This is a genomic window from Pacificibacter marinus, from assembly GCF_018860665.1.
Taxonomy (GTDB): domain Bacteria; phylum Pseudomonadota; class Alphaproteobacteria; order Rhodobacterales; family Rhodobacteraceae; genus Celeribacter; species Celeribacter marinus_A.
The window spans coordinates 1-17,832 of record NZ_JAHKPK010000001.1 but is presented as its reverse complement, the minus strand read 5'-3'; the positions used below and the strand labels follow the sequence as shown (position 1 = coordinate 17,832).

Below are 17,832 nucleotides of genomic sequence, written 5' to 3'. Positions count from 1 at the left end.
TTGCGTTTTAGAGAAACGGGCGTCTAAGCCGCATCCACGGCGTGCAATTTTAAGACCGCCAAAGGCACGATATTGAGCGCCCTCATATGTGTAGCCGCTAGATTGACCTTGGGCGCGCAGCCCTCGTCATGGGCCTGCAGAAAACGCCCTGCACACAGGCACCAAGCGTCACCTGCCTTCAGGCCAACAAAGCCGAACTCTGGATGCGGCGTCGATAAGTCGTTGCCGACATATTTGGAAAAGGCCAAAAACTCGTCGGTCATGACCGCGCAGACGGTATGTGACCCCGTGTCCTCAACGCAAGTGTTGCAAGCACCATCGCGGAAGTAGCCTGTCAGTGGTTTCGTAGAACAAAGCTCTAAGGTGCCGCCCAGTACATTCTCGCTTGTGTGCGGTTTGATCATTTGAATTTATCCTTGAGCTTTTGAAGCGGGCTGCGGGTGTCAGATTGTGCGCTGTCTGTCTTTGGTGCAGCGGGTTTGGGGGGCGCATGGGGAGTGGTCTCTGGTCGATTGGCCTTGGGGTTCCCACCGCCGCCTGAGCGGGGGGGATTGACGCGCAGACCCACAGCATTGCCGAATTTTGCACTGTCACCCGCCGCTAAAGCTGCCGCGCCATCTACGCAGCCACGGATCAAGTCATCCAGCCAGTCTTGGTCCGCTTTGGCAAAATCAGATAGCACATAGCCTGCCACTCGGTCTTTGTGACCGGGGTGGCCGATGCCCAAACGCACACGGTCATAATCGGCTCCGATGTGTTGGTGCATGGATCGTAACCCGTTGTGCCCCGCATGACCGCCGCCGGTTTTAACGCGGGCTTTGCCGGGGGCCAAATCCAGTTCATCGTGGAAGACCACAACATCTGCAGGTTCAAGTTTGTAAAACCGCATGGCTTCGCCCACGGATTGCCCAGACAGATTCATAAAAGTTTCGGGTTTCAGCAAGACCACCTTTTCGCTGCCGAGTTTGCCTTCGGACACTTTTCCTTGAAATTTGGCACGCCAAGGCGCAAATCCCGCTTCTTCGGCGATACGGTCGACAACCATAAAGCCGATGTTGTGGCGATTGCCTGCGTACTTTGCACCTGGATTGCCGAGGCCGACGAAAAGCTTCATGTGGGGTCTCCTGTTTGAAAGAATTTTAGGGGAACAGGGCGTGTTGCGCTATGCGTGATTGACGCCACGCATAAAAAAAACGCGAACCCGAAGGCCCGCGTTTCAATTTTGTCGAAGAGCGGAAAAGCTTACGCTTCTGCTGCTTCTACTTCTGTCGCTTCGTCTTCATCATCAGATGAGCCCAGACCAGCTGGCGCAGTGATGTTCGCGATAACGAAATCACGGTCAATCACAGATTTAGCACCTGCAGGAAGCGTGATGTCAGAGATGTGGTACACATCACCGAGGTTACCTGCAGACACGTCCAGAGTGATTTTCTCAGGAATGTCGCCAGCAGTCACGATAAGCTCGACCTCTGTACGAACGTGCGTTACAACGCCACCCTTTTTCATGCCAGGTGCTTCTTCTTCGCCAATAATCTCAACAGGAATGAAGAGGTTGATGAGCGAGTTGCGTTTTAGGCGCATGAAGTCAACGTGCGTTGGAAGGTCTTTCACCACGTGGCGCTGCACACCGCGGCAGATGACGCGAACGTCTTCTTGACCTTCAACTTTGAGGTTGAACAAAGTGGACAAGAAACGGCCTTGCTTAAGGCGTTTCAAAAGAACGTTGAACGGGATGTTGATCGGCAAAGGATCAGCTTCACCACCGTAAACGATACCTGGAACCAAGCCGTCGCGACGTGCTTGACGAGCGGCGCCCTTGCCTGTCCCCGTACGTTCCGTGGCAACAAGATCAGGAATCTCACCAGCCATAATAAATCTCCAATATTTTAGGGCGGGCCTCCTCCAAGGCTGTAGACCCGCGTGAAGTCGCGCGTATAGGCGAGATTCCCTATAATTGAAAGAGTTTTTTGTAATTCAAGGTCACAAAGAGTGAACCTAGAGATTGCGAAGTTGTATTGTATGACTTTTCGCTTTCCAATAGTTTGCCCAAAGCGCTTTGAGGGATGTGGTCGACAATTGACCTGACGCCCATTGGGGCCGCGCTAGGGGAAAATATTATGTCTATTTTGAAAGCTGTGAAAGTGTCGCGGGCACCTTTTTTTGGTCTCGGGATTGTTGGCTTATACTGGGGGACCTTTTCGGCCATGGTGCCGGAACTGAAAGCGCAAGTCGGCGCTTCTGACGCGCAGTTGGGCTGGGCCCTTATGACGGCTGCTATCGGCGGTATGGCCGCGATGTTTCTGGCGCCTAAAGTGGCGAAAGCACTTGGAAAATATCAATTGCCTGTGCTGGCCGTACTTTTGGCGTTGTTGTCGCAACTACCAGTATTTGCGCATTCGTTGCCGTTTATGTTTGTGATGATGGTCGTTTTGGGGGCAGGGGTGTCTGGCTTTGACATCACCTCAAACATGCGGCTGTCCGAACTTGAGGAACGCCACGGTTTGCATTTGATGAACGTCAATCATGCGATGTTCTCTCTGTGTTTTGGTCTCTCAGCACTGGCTGTGGGTTGGATGCGTCAATCAGGTATGGGAATCGCCGAAGTCTTTCCGTTTATGGGAGGGATTTTGTTATTCGTGTCTGTGCTGACATGGGAAAAAAACTGGAAGCCTATGCATAAAGAAGAGGGCGATGCCGCTGCACCAGCGTCTTTACCTTGGTTTTTTATTTTGACAGTGGCTGTGATGTTGTTCGTGTCATTTGTGGGCGAAAACGCCACAGAATCATGGTCCGCGTTGTTCATTGAGCGCGAGTTGGGGGGCGCTGTCGGGCATGGCAGTTTTGGCCCCACCACGCTGGGGTTGGTGATGTTCACGGTGCGCCTTTTGGGGCAGGTGTTCACAGAAAAACTAGGTGAAGAACGTGTCGTGCTTTGGTCCGGTGTTTTTGGCGTGATCGGATCTTTGGTGATGGCCCTTGCGCCGACGCAAACGGTTGCTTTGTTGGGGATCGGCATCTCGGCAATTGGCATGGCGGTGATTGTGCCTACGGCGAATTCATTACTGGGCAAACTTGTGCACCGTGAACAACGCGCAGTCGCGATTTCGCGGGCTTGGATGTTCGGGTTTTCGGGCTTTTTTATCGGACCTGCGCTGATCGGATTTGTGTCACAGCACTGGGGGTTGCGCGTGGCTTTTGTCATAGTGGCGGGGTTGGTCGCGACCATCATTCCGGCCGTGTTGATGATTAAATCAAAACGTGCCGCAGGGTCGTATTCAGGGGCGTAAATTTCGCCCGTGCAAGCCCCCCTGAGAGAAGCCCCTGCAAGTAGACTAAATGACCTCTGCGCTCAGCCAATGTTGAGCGCAGAGGTTTTTTTATTTGAGATGTGTTAGGCCCAGTCGCCAGCAAAGTTTTTAGGCACGAGGACTGTTTCGCGGTCCATTGTTTCGATATGTCTGCGCCCGCAAAGCGCCATGGTCAGATCCATTTCTTTGTGGATCACTTCAAGCGCTTTTGTAACGCCAGCTTCGCCATTGGCCCCAAGACCGTGGATAAAGGCGCGACCAATATAGGTGCCTTTTGCCCCCATTGCGATGGCTTTGAGGACGTCCTGACCAGAGCGAATGCCACTGTCCAGATGCACTTCGATTTGGTCTCCCACGGCATCGATGATCGCGGGCAGCATTTTGATTGATGACAAAGCTCCATCCAGCTGACGTCCACCATGGTTCGACACGACGATGGCATCCGCGCCCACTTCTACGGCTTTGAGCGCATCTTCGGGTTCCATGATGCCTTTAAGAATGAGCTTTCCGCCCCACATCTCTTTGATTTTTGCAATTTTTTCCCAGTCAAGGCGCGGGTCGAATTGCTCGGCTGTCCATGTCATCAAAGACCCCATGTTGCTGACGCCGCGGGCATGGCCGACAATATTGCCAAAAGATTTGTTCTTTGTGCCCAGCATACCCATACCCCAACGCCATTTGGTCGCGAGGTCTAACATGTTGCCAGCTGTCGGGCGCAAAGGAACAGACAACCCGTTCTTTAAATCTTTGTGGCGCTGCCCCAAGATTTGCAAATCGAGCGTCAAAACGAGCGCGGAACAATTCGCGTCTTTGGCGCGCTGGATGATGCCTTCCAAAAACTCTTGGTCGCGCATCACATAGAGCTGGAACCAAAAGGGTTTGGTCGTGTGTTTGGCGACTTCCTCGATTGAACAGACAGACATCGTGGACAGCGTGAAGGGCACGCCAAATTTTTCGGCGGCTTTCGCGGCTTTGATTTCGCCATCAGCACATTGCATTCCTGTCAACCCAACAGGGGCAAGCGCCACGGGCATGGCAACGTCTTGACCGATCATCTTTGTCTCGGTCGAGCGCCCTGTCATGTCTACAGCGATGCGTTGGCGGAACCGAATTTGATCAAAATCAGAGGTGTTCTCGCGAAAGGTTTGTTCGGTCCAAGACCCGCTTTCGCAGTAGTCGTAGAACATCTTTGGCGTGCGTCGTTTGTGTTGACGTTTGAGATCAGCAATGTTTGTGATGACGGCCATGAGGCACCTCTTTGGTCTGAATTGGTTATGTTCAGTTACCAATTCAGGTCATATCGCGCAATCTAATTTCGTATGTTTCGCATTGTGCTGCGCAAAAGTAGGGTCAGAAACGCAAAAGCCCGCATATGATGCGGGCTTTTGAATGATTTATGTGCGCGCGCTTATGCGTTCCAGGCTTGGTCCTTGCCGCCCAATCCACCGATTTGAACGCGTGTCGGCAGGCCGATACGGTCCATGATGGTGAAAAATGGTTTGGGATCAAGCTCTTCCACGTTGCGCATGGTTTTCGTGTCCCATGCGCCATTCGCGACCAATAGTGCTGCTGCAACAGGCGGCACGCCTGCGGTATAGGAAATGCCTTGCGACCCAACCTCGTTATAGGCGTCTTTGTGGTCGGCCACGTTGTAGACGAAGACTTCTACTGGTTCGCCGTCTTTTGTGCCTTTGACCAGATCGCCAATACATGTTTTGCCAGTGTAATTCGGCGCCAAGGACGATGGATCAGGCAGCACAGCTTTAACCAGTTTGAGCGGCACAACCTCTTGTCCTTCGGCGGTCGTCACGGGTTGCTCTGACAAAAGGCCAAGGTTTTTCAATACGGTAAAGACGTTGATGTAGTGATCGCCGAAGCCCATCCAAAAGCGCACGTCAGCTTGCGGGTAGTTGGCTGACAGCGAATGCACCTCGTCATGACCAGACATATAGGCCTGCGATGGGCCGACAACGGGCATGTCCCAGACTTTGCCCACTTCGAACATCTCGTTGCTTTGCCACGCGCCTTGTTGCCATGAATAGACCGTGCCAGTGAATTCGCGGAAATTGATTTCAGGATCAAAGTTGGTCGCGAAATATTTGCCGTGATCGCCTGCGTTGATGTCAACGATGTCGATAGATGTGACCTCGTCCATGAATTCATCAATCGCAAAGCGCGCGAAGGCATTCACAACGCCCGGATCAAAGCCCGCGCCCAAGATGGCGGTGATGCCTTTCTCGGCGCATAGGTCGCGTTTCTTCCACTCATAATTGGCGTACCACGGCGGCGTTTCGCAAATTTTTGCAGGGTCTTCATGGATCGCTGTGTCGATGTAGGCGGCACCTGTTTCGATACAGGCGTCAAGCACCGTCATGTTGACGAAAGCAGACCCAACGTTGATCACGATCTCGGCGTCAATTTTGCGGATCAGCGCCGCAACTGCACTTGTGTCCATCGCGTCGACTTGATGCGCCGCAAGAACGCCCTCTTGTTTCATCGCGTTTTTGTCTGCGACAGTCTCAAGCAAGCTTTCGCATTTGGAAAGCGTGCGGCTGGCGATATGGATTTCGCCAAACACATCGTTGTTTTGCGCACATTTGTGCAAGACGACCTGAGCGACGCCGCCAGCGCCGATGATGAGTACGTTCTTAGTCAATGCAAAAGACCCCCTTTGGTGGGTTGGGTGTGTGAGCAGCTTAGGGAGTTACCCCAGCGCCGCAACGAAATCAGAATAGTCAAAATCGCGCACGAGATTGACCGAGCCGTCCAGTTCGCGCACAGCGATGGCAGGCATCTTGACGCCATTGAACCAGTTTTTCTTAACCATTGTGTAACCGCCTGCGTCCTGAATGGACAGGCGGTCGCCGGTTTGAAGTGGTTTTTCGAACTTAAATTCGCCAAATATATCACCTGCCAAGCAAGATTTGCCGCAGACCATCCAGTCATGCGCGCCGATGTTGGGGCTGATTTTGGCATTTTCACGATAGATCAAGAGGTCCAGCATATGCGCCTCGATGGAGCTGTCGACGATGGCAAGGTTCTTACCATTGTGTAGGGTGTCCAGGACAGAGACTTCCAAGGTGGTCGATCCCGTGATCGCCGCTTCGCCGGGTTCCAGATAAACTTGCACTTCGTTTTCGCCAGAAAAGCGTTTCAGGCGTTCGGCAAAGCGCGCAAGCGGATAGTCATCGCCGGTAAAATGTATGCCGCCACCAAGCGAGATCCAATGCATTTGCTTGATCAGCGCGCCAAAGCGATCTTCGATATGGCCGAGCATTTCATCAAAGCGGTCAAAATCGTCGTTCTCGCAATTGTTGTGAAACATAAAGCCCGAGATCAAATCCGCAACAGGGGCGATGCCCGCCGCCGTGTGTTCGCCAAGACGCGAGAAAGGCCGCGCCGGATCAGCCAGATCAAAGTCGGAGGTCGACACACCGGGATTGACGCGCAACCCGCGCGTGTGGTCGCGGGACTGGCTTTCAAAACGCAAAAGCTGTGCCGCGGTGTTGAAGATCACTTTGTCAGAGACACGCAAGACCTCGTCGATTTCGTGATCCGCCCAAGCGACAGAATAGGCGTGGGTTTCTTTGCCTTTGTCAGGTCCGAACTTTTCGCGGCCCAGCTTAACCTCGTATAAAGACGACGAGGTGGTGCCATCCATGTAATCGGACATGAAATCAAACACAGGCCAGCTGGCAAAACATTTGAGCGCCAACAAGGCCTTGGCGCCAGACATTTCACGCAGATGCGCGATCTTTTCCATATTTGGCAAAAGACGGGCTTTGTCGATGAGGTAGTATGGCGTCTGGATCATCGGGGTCTCACGGCTGCATTAAAAAATATATGAAGGGTTCAGGTAGTGTCTTTTGACCTTTCGGGCAAGTGAAACCCGTTTTGCCAAGGGTTGATTTCGCTTGTGTTGCGGTGCTCTTGTGCCAAAAACTATCCCCCAGAAAAGACACTTATATAACTGATCAAAAATATGGCTGGCCCAAGATATGACTGAAACAAGTTCCAAGCGCCCCGATCCTGCTTTGCTTGAGACTTCACAACGCTTTTCCGCGCCGAACCTTGTGGGCGACGCGAAAGAAGACATGCCGATGATCCGCAAGGCGGCTCGTAAAGCACGCGCTGGGCTTGTCGGGCGTTTGAAGGATCAGGTTGAGGTGATGGACATTGGCGCTTTGCGACGCTTTCTGCCCAAATCTGTGGATCGATCTGCTGTGATTATTTATGCGCATGGCGGTGGTTGGGTGACGGGCGATACGATCACCCATGGTGGGCTTATGACGGATCTGGCGGCATTGACCGGCTATGAGGTTTTGGGGCCTGAGTATCCGCTTGCGCCTGAACATCCATATCCTGCGGGTTTGGATCATCTGATGCAGCTTATTGACGATACGATCAGAACTAAGCCCCATGCCAAGATCATTCTCGCCGGTGACAGTGCGGGGGCCAATCTGGCGTTGGGGGCGGCTTTGCGTCTGCGCGATGATGGGCGCGGCGACGTGATTTCGGCTTTGCTGTTATGGTATGGCTGTTATCGACGCCTGTTTGACACAACGTCGCACAAGGCTTTTGGCGCAGGCGATCATGGGCTAACGACTGAGGCCATGGCGCGCATGTGGGATTGGTATCTTGGCGATCACAGCGACCCGAAATATGGCGATTTGTCCAAATCCAAATTGCATGATTTGCCGCCCGCTTATCTGTGCGAAGCTGAATTGGACTGCTTGGCCTCAGACACCAAATGGTTGGCGGGGGAATTGGCGCAAGCAGGCGTGCGATATACTTACATACAAGTTAAAGATGTGCCGCATGGGTTCGCGCATTTCGGCCAATTCTATGCCCCGTCTTTCAATGCTTTGGAACAGGCCGCACATTTTTTGAAGGGTCAACTTTAGGCTGAGTTTAATTTGGCAAAGATAATAAGGGAGCCTTTGGGCCCCCTTTGACTGGATTTTTCTGTGTGGTGGGGGCTTAGGCGCTATGCGCGCCATCCGCCAATGTTTTCACGAAAGCTGCAACCTCTTCGACAGATTTGCCTTGGGCGATCTGGTTCACAATAGCAGAGCCCACAACAGTACCATCGGAAATTGATGCGATTTCGCGGGCTTTCTGCGGCGTGTTCACGCCAAAACCAACGATTACAGGCAGATCCGTATGCGATTTGATCCGCGCCACTTCGGGACCAACGCTGTCGCCGGACGCTTCAGCTGCGCCCGTTACGCCGTTCACTGAGACGTAGTAGACAAAGCCAGAGGTGTTGGTCAAAACCTTTGGCAAGCGTTTCGCGTCTGTGGTCGGTGTCGCAAGGCGAATGAAATTCAGACCCGCGGCTTGCGCGGGAATGCACAGCTCGTCGTCTTCCTCAGGGGGCAGGTCGACAACGATCAAACCGTCAACGCCGGCCGCTTTCGCGTCCACCAGGAACTGGTCCACGCCGCGTGAATAGATCGGATTGTAATAGCCCATCATCACGATCGGTGTGGTATCATCAAACGCCCGAAACGCTGCGGCCATATCAAGTGTCTTTTGCAAGGTCATGCCTGCCTCAAGCGCGCGTTGACCTGCCAATTGAATGGTGCCGCCGTCGGCCATGGGGTCGGTGAAAGGAATACCCAATTCGATGATGTCCACGCCTGCCGCCGGCAGCGCCTTGATGATGTCCAGCGCTTTTTCCTCGTCAGGATCTCCGGCCATAACATAGGCCACGAAGGCTTTTTTCCCTGCGGCTTTCAGCGCGGCAAATTTATCGTCGATCCGTGTCATATCAGGCTCCGTTCTGCGTTTGCGCTCAGGTTTCGCCGATCTTTGGCCCAAGTGCAATGGGCAAGCGTGCCTGTTGGTCTTGCGCGATTGCGAATTGGCGCATAGACACGCGTGGAATCGACACGGAAAGGGACGCGACATGGGTTTTAAGATGGGTATCGTTGGGCTGCCAAACGTGGGCAAGTCGACGCTTTTTAACGCTTTGACGAAAACCGCAGCCGCGCAGGCCGCGAACTTTCCGTTTTGTACCATCGAGCCCAATGTGGGTGAGGTGGCCGTGCCTGATGCGCGTCTTGACGCGTTGGCCGAGATCGCAGGTTCTAAGCAGATCATCCCAACACGTATGACATTTGTCGACATTGCGGGTCTGGTCAAAGGTGCGTCCAAAGGCGAGGGCCTTGGCAACCAGTTTCTGGCCAATATCCGCGAATGTGACGCGATTGCCCATGTGGTGCGTTGTTTTGAAGACGGCGATGTGACCCATGTTGAGGGCCGCGTGGACCCCGTTGATGATGCGTCTGTGATTGAGACCGAATTGATGCTGGCAGATCTTGAAAGCATCATCAAACGTCGTTCTGGTCTCGTGCGTAAAATCAAAGGCAACGATAAAGACGCGATCCAGCAAGACCGTCTTTTGGCCGCCGCACAAGAGGCGATTGAAAACGACAAACCTGCGCGCACCGTCGAGGTGGACGAAGATGACGCCAAAGCGTGGCGCTTGCTGCAGCTGTTGTCGCAGAAGCCGATCTTATATGTGTGCAACGTCGAAGAAGAAAATGCCTCAAAAGGCAACGCGCATTCTGCGGCTGTGGCTGAAATGGCCGCTGCACAAGGTGCGGGCGCTGTGGTGATTTCCGCCAAAATCGAAGAAGAGATTTCCCAGCTTGATGCGGAGGAAGCCGAAATGTTCTTGGGCGAGATGGGCTTGGAAGAGGCGGGTCTCGACCGTTTGATCCGCGAAGGCTATCAACTGTTGAAACTAGAAACCTATTTCACCGTTGGTCCAAAAGAAGCGCGCGCTTGGACGATCCCTGCGGGCACAGGTGCCCCTGCGGCTGCAGGTGTTATTCACGGCGATTTCGAGCGCGGCTTTATCCGTGCAGAAACCATTGCCTATGATGATTACATCGAATGCAAAGGCGAAACAAAAGCCAAAGAAACCGGCAAAATGCGTGCTGAGGGTAAAGGCTACATCGTCAAAGATGGCGATGTGATGCACTTCTTGTTCAACACGTAAACCTATTGATCATTTTATATCAAAAGGCCGCCTGATAAGGGCGGCCTTTTGAGTTGGTTCCAAGGGTGATGGGCCGAAATCCAACTACATCAACTTACGCGCCAGTTTCATCAACCGTTTTTTCATGCCAGTCATCGGCGGCTCTGTCAGACTCATCGCGTTCCATTTGGCTTGATGTAGCACGGGTTTCATATGGCTGAAGGTCTCGAACCCCGCCTTGCCATGATAGGCGCCATATCCTGATGCACCAACGCCGCCAAAGGGCAGGCTGTCCACGGCTACATGGATCACTGTGTCATTGATGGTTACCCCGCCAGAGGTCGAGCGCTCAAGCCATAGGTCTTGGTCTTCTTTGTCTTGCGCAAAAACATAAAGCGCCAGAGGGTGATCACGCGTTTTTACGAAATTTAGCGCCTGTTCTACAGTATCATAGGGAACGATGGGTAGGATCGGCCCGAATATTTCTCGTGTCATCACGGCGCAATCCAATGGCGGATCAATCACCAAAGCTGGCGCGCATTTTCTCTGTGTGTCAGGAATATTATCTTCTGAAAGCTGGACGACTTTGACATCGCGTGCCTCAACTTCGGTCAACAGATCGTCCATCCGCGCCAAATGCCGTTCGGAAATCACTCCACAATAGTCATTGCTGGCAGCACCCTTGGGATAGAATGCGCGCAGATAGCTTTCTGCCAATGTCACAAACGCATCCATTTGATCGCGCGGCACCAAAGCGTAATCAGGGGCCACGCAAATTTGCCCTGCATTGGCTGTTTTACCCCAAATGATCCGTCGGGCCGCCTGATCCAGATCGGCAGAGGGCATGACAACGGCGGGGGATTTGCCGCCAAGTTCCAATGTCACCGGCGTTAGATTTTGCGCCGCAGCCATGGCCACTTTACGCCCCACATCGGTGGAACCGGTGAAGAGCAAATGATCAAAGGGCAAGGCGGAGAACGCGGCGGCCACATCTGCGCCGCCCAAGAGCACTTGAACAACTTCGGCGCTGAAATACTGTGCAAGGCCTTCGGCCAAGACCTTTGATGTCTGCGGGGCCAGTTCTGAGGGTTTGATCATCACGCGGTTGCCCGCTGCAAGCGCTGCCGCAAGAGGTGCGATGGCCAAGTAAACGGGAAAATTCCAAGGGGCCATAATGCCGACCACGCCACGCGGCGTTGCCTGAGTATATGCGCGGGCTGGCCAAAAGGGCATAGGCGTCAGAACATAGCGCTTTCGCATCCACCATTTCAAATGGCGTCGTTGGTATCGGACTTGGCTTATGGATGTGCCCAGATCGAGCGACAGACATTCCTCGCGGCTGCGATGGGTGAAATCAGCCTGCATCGCGGCGATCAGCTGAGGTTCGAAATCTGTGAGAAACGCTTCCAAACTGTCCAGCCATGCACGCCGAGTCTCAAAGTCGGCGGTGCGCGATGTCATGTGCGCTGTCTTCAGGGTATTAAACTGCGCAGGCAGCTGAGAGAGGGCGGGGGCGGTCTTCATCTTATAGTACTCTATTCTGGGCGCAGCCTGCGCATTTGTCGCGACCTTATCGACAGTGGGCTGACTGATCTATGGCGGTAATGATCCGTTGTGGCTTTTGTTCAAAAAGAAAAAGCGCAAGCAATTCTTGATGCCATGTGGTCAAGTCGGGAATTCCAGAGTTGTTGTTATGTGGCTGCTCGATATAAACATGAAACGAATCGCGACTAACTTTGGTTAATGTAAGGATAAAGTTCGCCTGTTGCCCAATAATTAAACAAATCGCCTCATGGTTGTTAAGGTCCAATAATGGTCTTTTGTTCGTTTTCAGTGCCTTAACGTAAACTACAAAAAAGTTTCGCAAAAAAAGACACCAGAAGAGTTAATAATTTGCTAACAGGTAGGTGAACTCGACATATGAGTGTGGTAGTTGCAATTATAGTTCAACACTTGATGTAAGAACTTTCGATAGGACTTGGAGTAATTCGATGGCACATATTTCGACTAACATTTCTGGCGAGCGCGACACGTTTAAGGGTGCAGCTCGTTTCGAAACGCAAAGCACTTTGATCACTATCACCTCCATGATCTCTAAACGCATGTTTGATATTATTTTCACGCTTCTCGTTGCTCCATTCGTCATAGTATTGCTGTGCATTGTTGCGCCGTTCATTAAGTCTGACGGTGGTTCACTGTTCTTTGGCCACAAACGTGTTGGCAAGGATGGGCGTCAATTCAAGTGCTGGAAAATTCGCACGATGGTGGCTGATGCAGATGTAAAGTTGCTCGAATATTTGGAAAGCAACCCTGCTGAAAAAGCGGCTTGGCTAACAGACTTTAAGCTGGAAAAAGATCCTAGAATTACACGTCTTGGTGCATTACTACGCAAAACATCGATCGATGAGTTGCCCCAGTTCTTCAATGTATTCAAAGGCGAGATGTCCATTGTTGGCCCACGTCCGGTCACAATGGAAGAAATCAGCTCTCAGTATCAAGAAGCCGCAGATGCTGTATTGTCAGTGCGTCCAGGCGTGACGGGCCCTTGGCAAGTCTCTGGCCGTAATTCGATTTCATATGCTGAACGCGTTCAGATTGATTTGCAATATGTCTCGCGTGTCTCGTTTTGGAAAGACATTTCGATCATCTTTCAAACCGTTAAAGTTATGGTGCTTCGGACTGGTCAATAGAATGATTTTCGTAATGAGGGGTTCTGAGTTTTGAAGCTTGGCGGACCAGGCTAGCGGATCTAGCGTGATGCAGCTAGAGAGGTTTTGGAAGACGTGCGCTAAGTTGAAATGGATAACCTATGAAAATCGCTGTTGCAGGAATTGGCTATGTTGGCCTATCGAATGCTGTTCTTTTGGCACAGCACAATGATGTTGTTGCAGTTGATATCTCACCTGAGCGCGTTGAGATGCTCAATGCGCGCAAGAGTCCGATTGTGGATGCTGAGCTTGAACAGTTTTTGGCCGAAAAAGAGCTACGTCTAAGCGCGACTTTGGACGGGGCTGCGGCGTATAAAGACGCTGATTTCGTGATTGTCGCGGCGCCGACGAACTATGATGCCGAGACCAATTACTTTGACACCTCATTGGTTGAGCAGGTTATTAATCTGGTCGTGTCCGTCAATGAAACGGCTACGATTGTGGTCAAATCCACCGTTCCTGTTGGCTTCGTTAATCGTATTCGCGACGAATACGACACCACTCAGGTGATCTTTAGTCCTGAGTTCTTGCGCGAGGGCCGTGCGCTTTACGACAACCTTTATCCCAGCCGGATCATCGTCGGCGAGCGTTCAGATCGCGCAAAGGTCTTTGCGGATTTGCTGCTACAAGGGGCGATCAAAAAAGACGTGGATGTGTTGTTTACGGATCCCGATGAGGCCGAGGCAATCAAGCTGTTTGCCAACACTTACCTGGCCATGCGCGTGGCGTTTTTCAACGAACTCGACAGTTATGCGATGGCCGGCAGCATGGACAGCAAACAGATCATCGAGGGCATCGGTTTGGATCCGCGCATCGGCGCGCATTACAACAATCCGAGTTTTGGTTACGGCGGCTATTGCCTGCCCAAAGACACCAAGCAATTGCTGGCAAACTATTCCGAAGTGCCGCAAAACTTGATCCGCGCCATCGTCGACGCCAACCGCACCCGCAAAGATTTTCTGTCCGATCAAATCATCGCCCGCAAACCGAAAATCGTGGGCGTCTACAGGCTGGTGATGAAAGCGGGGTCCGACAATTTCCGCCAATCATCAATCCAAGGCATCATGAAACGGATCAAGGCCAAGGGCATCGAGGTCATCGTTTATGAACCGGTGATGACGGATCCCGATTTCTTTGGCTCGCGTGTGGTGAACGATCTGGAAGCATTTAAGGCCGAGGTCGATGTGATCGTCGCCAACCGCGTCACGGATGATATTTCAGACGTCACCAATAAAATCTTTACCCGTGACCTGTTTGGCGCGGACTGATCTAAGGACTTCTCAAATGCGTACAGCACTTGTCACCGGCTCGGCCGGCTTTATCGGCTCTTTCGTTTGTCGCCGCCTCCTGGACGATGGATTTCGCGTGATCGGTGTCGATTGCATGTCTGATTACTATGACGTGGCCCTAAAAGAGCGCCGCAATGCGCAGCTTTTGCAATCCGAAAACTATCGCTTTGTTGAAGATAAGGTTGAGACGCCTGATCTCTTGATGTCGCTGTTTGCCGATGAAAAACCTGATGTCGTTGTGCATCTCGCGGCCCAAGCGGGCGTGCGCTATTCGATCGAGAACCCGCGCTCCTATTTGGAAAGCAACATCATCGGCACGTTTGAGTTGCTCGAGGCAGCGCGCGCCTACCCGCCCGAGCACATGTTGCTGGCGTCCACATCGTCTGCTTTTGGCGCCAACACCCAGATGCCCTATGCCGAAACCGACAAAGCAGATCACCAGATGTCGTTCTATGCCGCGACCAAGAAATCGACCGAAAACATGGCGCATTCCTACGCGCATTTGTTTGATCTGCCGATCACCATGTTCCGGTTCTTCACCGTTTACGGCCCATGGGGGCGGCCCGATATGGCGCTGTTCAAGTTCACCAAAGCCATTCTCGAAGACACCCCGATCGATGTCTACAATCACGGCGACATGAAGCGCGACTTCACCTATGTCGAAGACCTTGTCCATGCCATTCGCCTTCTGATCGACACCCCGCCTGTGCGCCCAGAAGATGGCATTGTGGCGACGGGCGACAGCCTGTCCCCTGTCGCGCCGCATCGTGTGGTCAACATCGGCAACTCAGACGCTGTGCAACTGGTCGATTTTATCGAAGCCATCGAAGCCGCCACAGGCAAGACCGCCAAACGCAACCTGATGCCCATGCAAGCCGGCGATGTGCCCGCCACTTGGGCCAACGCAGACCTGCTGAAATCGTTGACAGGCTACACCCCAAAAACCGCCGTGCCAGAAGGCATCGCAAAGTTCGTGGACTGGTACAAAGATTATTACGATGTTTAGGTCTTGTTAGAATTTCGGCCATACAGCCAAATTTTTTATTAAGAATCAGAAGTCACAGCCTTTTTGATCTTGTCTCCCCTCTGCGAGACCGTTAGACGGGTCAACGGAGACGTGGCCGAGTGGTCGAAGGCGCTCCCCTGCTAAGGGAGTAGGCCCGGAAGGGTCTCGAGGGTTCGAATCCCTTCGTCTCCGCCAGAAAAAGCACCCAAGTGTCTGATTTTGTTCAAGTAATTAGGCCTTGGGTTTTTTTGATCCCCCATTTTACCCCCCGTTTTGAGTTTGATGCTTTTCGGGAAGTCCTCACCTATTTGCCTGTCCGTGCTTACTTGGTTGGTGGGGCAGTGAAGGTTACAAGCTACTTGTTGCCAAGAAGGTTTGCTCTGGCTATTTGAAAGTCAGTTTATACATTTAATGAGGTGAGTATTGTGCAAGTAAACGGCGGGGGGCGGACAATTGTATCCGTCAGTTCCATTTCTTCTGACACTCAAAGGATTTCGCTGTCTATTCGAGGGCGAGAGATTTTTTATGAGCTGTCCGAGTTTATAGACCCGAGTTGTGATTTCGCTTTATGGGCTGCGTTGCCGATTGCAATGCGGTTTGGTGGAGAGTTGCAAATTGATGGGGCGACCTCTCCAATTGCGCGCGAGAAAGCGGAATTGCTGTCGGTCATTTGGTCCGCATGGATGCCGAAAACCTTCCAGCCTGTAAAGGTTGTCTCAAATGGCTTTATAGATGTGAAGCCGCCGCCCGCCGCGACAAATAAAGCTCTTATGCTGTACTCTGGAGGGGTGGATTCTACTTTCGCACTCAAGCGATATGTGGAGGAAGGGAACCCAAAGCCAGACTTGCTGACAATTCATGGAATGGATTATAAACGCGAAGACTTTGAGCGTTTTGAAGCGCTTAAAAAACGGACTTCCCGCTTCCGAGAAAAATACTCTGAACGGAATGTTGAAGTGCGGTCAAACGCGGCGTCTATCATGCGTAGATTTGGAATTTCTTCATCTATAGGGCATGGCTTCCAGCTGTTCTCAACCCTCTTTCTTTTTGATTCAACTTATAGCGCTGGCCTCATTTCGGCTGATCACCCAGCATCTCAGGATTATTTAACGCTGCCTTGGGGGACCAATTGTTTGACCAACCCAATGTTTCAGGGATGCAGAATGCACATTGACACGCTGTCTAGTGATGTCACGAGAGGCGAAAAGCTTCGCCAGCTCATTGATGATAGGCTTGCTCTGGAAACTCTTTCATTCTGTAAAAACTATTCGGTGCGTCCAGACAATTGTGGAACCTGCTCCAAATGTGTGCGTACGAAAGCAATGTTTCATGCGGCGGGCTTGGGCATGCCCAATATATTCTTAATCAGTGGATTTGATCCGAATGATCTTCGCTTTCTGGATATGCAAAAGCCTAGTGAGGTGGCATATTCTCTCGATGTTTTAGATTTGGCCAGAGCTTCAGGGCGCTTGGATGACTTTAAAATCATTTCAGACAAGCTCTTTAGCAAGAAAAAGCAGACACGAATTGGCCGTCTAAAAACCAAAGCTGAGGCCTATCTGCGCGGCAAAAAGGCGAATGGGTGAGGCATGATTGTAGGGCAGAGATTACTGTTTTGGGTTCGAAAAACTCTTTTTGGCGAGCAATTCCTTTCGAGTTGTTCAATTTCGCAAGATGAATTCTTCCACGATTTGATGCATCAAACAGTGGCCATTGTGGGCAATTCTCGCGGTTTGAGGGAGCGGGAATTCGGGGGCGCTATAGACGCGCACGATATAGTAATTCGCCTAAATGACGCGCCTATCACGTCCGCTGTGTCACATGGAAATCGAACGGATTGGATGGCCGTGGCGAAGAGAGTTTCTTTGACCAAGCTCCGAAGCAGATCGCCCAAGCTGTTGATCTGGATGCCAACAAAACGCAAGCGCCTCAGCTGGCATATGATCGCGTTTTCACGGTTCTATCTGAATAATCAGGATCGCAATCAAACGCTAAAGTCGATACTTGGTGCGCCGCCCTCGGTTGGATGTATGGTCATTGACCTTGTTGGAAAATCGGGCGCGTCTAAAGTTTCGCTTTATGGTTTTGATTTTTTTAAAAGCCAATCGCTCTCGGGTAATCGCACGGCTGCGCAGGTGCCGCATGATTTCGACGCCGAGCGCGATTTTATAGAAGCGCTACTGGAGACTGATCGCCGCTTCCATCTCAATAGATAGCTTAAAGCGAAGCTCTCACGTATATTGAAGCATCAGCGCGAAAACCCTTGGGCGCGAGAAAAACGGCCTCTTTGGTAATAGTCAAAATTCAATTTAAATACCCTGTTCCATGAATTGTTTAGGTCGAAGCGGAGCATAAAGGGTAATCCCCCCATTTTTAATGGGGTCCAGCCATAGAATTCATGCGGCTGTTTTCAATTTCATTGCGGGAGTTATGCCGCCGATGCCCATGTTGGGCCGCTCGTTGTTGTAAGTCCAGAGCCATTCAGTCGCCTGGTCTTGTGCCTCCTCAATCGTTTCGAAGATGTATTGTCCCA

17 protein-coding genes and 1 tRNA gene are annotated in these 17,832 nt (G+C 51.9%); 9 read left to right on the top strand and 9 right to left on the bottom strand.

Translation table 11 applies throughout. The annotated features are described in order from the left end of the window. Positions 1-23: 23 nt before the first annotated feature. The 3 genes from KO497_RS00090 to KO497_RS00080 all read right to left on the bottom strand — a co-directional run bounded on the left by KO497_RS00090 (position 24) and on the right by KO497_RS00080 (position 1,869). Entirely contained in the window at positions 24-404 is a 381-nt protein-coding gene (locus KO497_RS00090) for a DUF2237 family protein (RefSeq protein WP_215941932.1), read from the bottom strand. Further along, a complete protein-coding gene (gene pth, locus KO497_RS00085; RefSeq protein WP_215941931.1) occupies positions 401-1,114 on the bottom strand; it encodes an aminoacyl-tRNA hydrolase in 714 nt (237 codons plus the stop codon). The genes KO497_RS00090 and pth overlap by 4 nt, the downstream gene beginning before the upstream one ends. Positions 1,115-1,242: 128 nt before the next feature. Continuing rightward, the gene (locus KO497_RS00080) at positions 1,243-1,869 is read right to left on the bottom strand and encodes a 50S ribosomal protein L25/general stress protein Ctc (protein WP_215941930.1); all 627 of its coding nucleotides are present in this window, start codon (positions 1,867-1,869) and stop codon (positions 1,243-1,245) included. 248 nt (positions 1,870-2,117) lie between these two features. Here KO497_RS00080 and KO497_RS00075 point away from each other — a divergent pair, with 248 nt between their 5' ends. Continuing rightward, positions 2,118-3,287 carry an MFS transporter gene (locus KO497_RS00075; RefSeq protein WP_215941929.1) on the top strand — a complete coding sequence of 390 codons (1,170 nt, stop codon included), beginning with the start codon at positions 2,118-2,120 and terminating at the stop codon, positions 3,285-3,287. A 104-nt stretch (positions 3,288-3,391) separates the two neighbouring features. Here KO497_RS00075 and KO497_RS00070 read toward each other — a convergent pair whose 3' ends face one another. From KO497_RS00070 to KO497_RS00060, 3 genes are all read right to left on the bottom strand, one after another. Continuing rightward, positions 3,392-4,555: an alpha-hydroxy acid oxidase gene (locus tag KO497_RS00070; protein WP_215941928.1), complete on the bottom strand. Its 1,164-nt coding sequence runs from the start codon at positions 4,553-4,555 to the stop codon at positions 3,392-3,394. A 161-nt stretch (positions 4,556-4,716) separates the two neighbouring features. After that, a complete protein-coding gene (locus KO497_RS00065; protein WP_215941927.1) occupies positions 4,717-5,964 on the bottom strand; it encodes a saccharopine dehydrogenase family protein in 1,248 nt (415 codons plus the stop codon). 48 nt (positions 5,965-6,012) lie between these two features. After that, positions 6,013-7,119, bottom strand: coding sequence for a carboxynorspermidine decarboxylase (locus KO497_RS00060; RefSeq protein ID WP_215941951.1), 1,107 nt, complete (start codon positions 7,117-7,119; stop codon positions 6,013-6,015). Positions 7,120-7,306: 187 nt separating this feature from the next. On the opposite strand from KO497_RS00060, the gene KO497_RS00055 reads away from it, so the two are divergent. Beyond that, positions 7,307-8,212, top strand: a complete 906-nt coding sequence (locus KO497_RS00055; protein WP_215941926.1) for an alpha/beta hydrolase fold domain-containing protein — start codon at positions 7,307-7,309, stop codon at positions 8,210-8,212. A 76-nt stretch (positions 8,213-8,288) separates the two neighbouring features. Here the strand turns inward: KO497_RS00055 and trpA are convergent, their stop codons facing one another. Next, a complete protein-coding gene (gene trpA, locus KO497_RS00050) occupies positions 8,289-9,080 on the bottom strand; it encodes a tryptophan synthase subunit alpha (RefSeq protein WP_215941925.1) in 792 nt (263 codons plus the stop codon). Between the two features lie 139 nt (positions 9,081-9,219). On the opposite strand from trpA, the gene ychF reads away from it, so the two are divergent. Continuing rightward, positions 9,220-10,317, top strand: a complete 1,098-nt coding sequence (gene ychF / locus KO497_RS00045; protein WP_215941924.1) for a redox-regulated ATPase YchF — start codon at positions 9,220-9,222, stop codon at positions 10,315-10,317. Positions 10,318-10,401: 84 nt separating this feature from the next. Here ychF and KO497_RS00040 read toward each other — a convergent pair whose 3' ends face one another. Further along, positions 10,402-11,757, bottom strand: coding sequence for a coniferyl aldehyde dehydrogenase (locus KO497_RS00040; protein WP_215941923.1), 1,356 nt, complete (start codon positions 11,755-11,757; stop codon positions 10,402-10,404). Positions 11,758-12,287: 530 nt separating this feature from the next. On the opposite strand from KO497_RS00040, the gene KO497_RS00035 reads away from it, so the two are divergent. From KO497_RS00035 to KO497_RS00010, 6 genes are all read left to right on the top strand, one after another. Then, the gene (locus tag KO497_RS00035) at positions 12,288-12,986 is read left to right on the top strand and encodes a sugar transferase (protein WP_252729430.1); all 699 of its coding nucleotides are present in this window, start codon (positions 12,288-12,290) and stop codon (positions 12,984-12,986) included. Between the two features lie 119 nt (positions 12,987-13,105). Continuing rightward, positions 13,106-14,272, top strand: a complete 1,167-nt coding sequence (locus KO497_RS00030) for a nucleotide sugar dehydrogenase (protein ID WP_215941922.1) — start codon at positions 13,106-13,108, stop codon at positions 14,270-14,272. 16 nt (positions 14,273-14,288) lie between these two features. Beyond that, a complete protein-coding gene (locus KO497_RS00025; protein WP_215941921.1) occupies positions 14,289-15,299 on the top strand; it encodes a GDP-mannose 4,6-dehydratase in 1,011 nt (336 codons plus the stop codon). A gap of 105 nt (positions 15,300-15,404) precedes the next feature. Further along, positions 15,405-15,494 (top strand) — tRNA-Ser (locus KO497_RS00020). Between the two features lie 230 nt (positions 15,495-15,724). Further along, positions 15,725-16,885: a hypothetical protein gene (locus KO497_RS00015; RefSeq protein WP_215941920.1), complete on the top strand. Its 1,161-nt coding sequence runs from the start codon at positions 15,725-15,727 to the stop codon at positions 16,883-16,885. 3 nt (positions 16,886-16,888) lie between these two features. Continuing rightward, the gene (locus tag KO497_RS00010; protein WP_215941919.1) at positions 16,889-17,515 is read left to right on the top strand and encodes a glycosyltransferase family 29 protein; all 627 of its coding nucleotides are present in this window, start codon (positions 16,889-16,891) and stop codon (positions 17,513-17,515) included. Positions 17,516-17,695: 180 nt separating this feature from the next. Here the strand turns inward: KO497_RS00010 and KO497_RS00005 are convergent. Beyond that, positions 17,696-17,832 (bottom strand): integrase core domain-containing protein (locus KO497_RS00005; protein WP_215941949.1); only part of this gene is annotated, 137 nt, incomplete at its 5' end.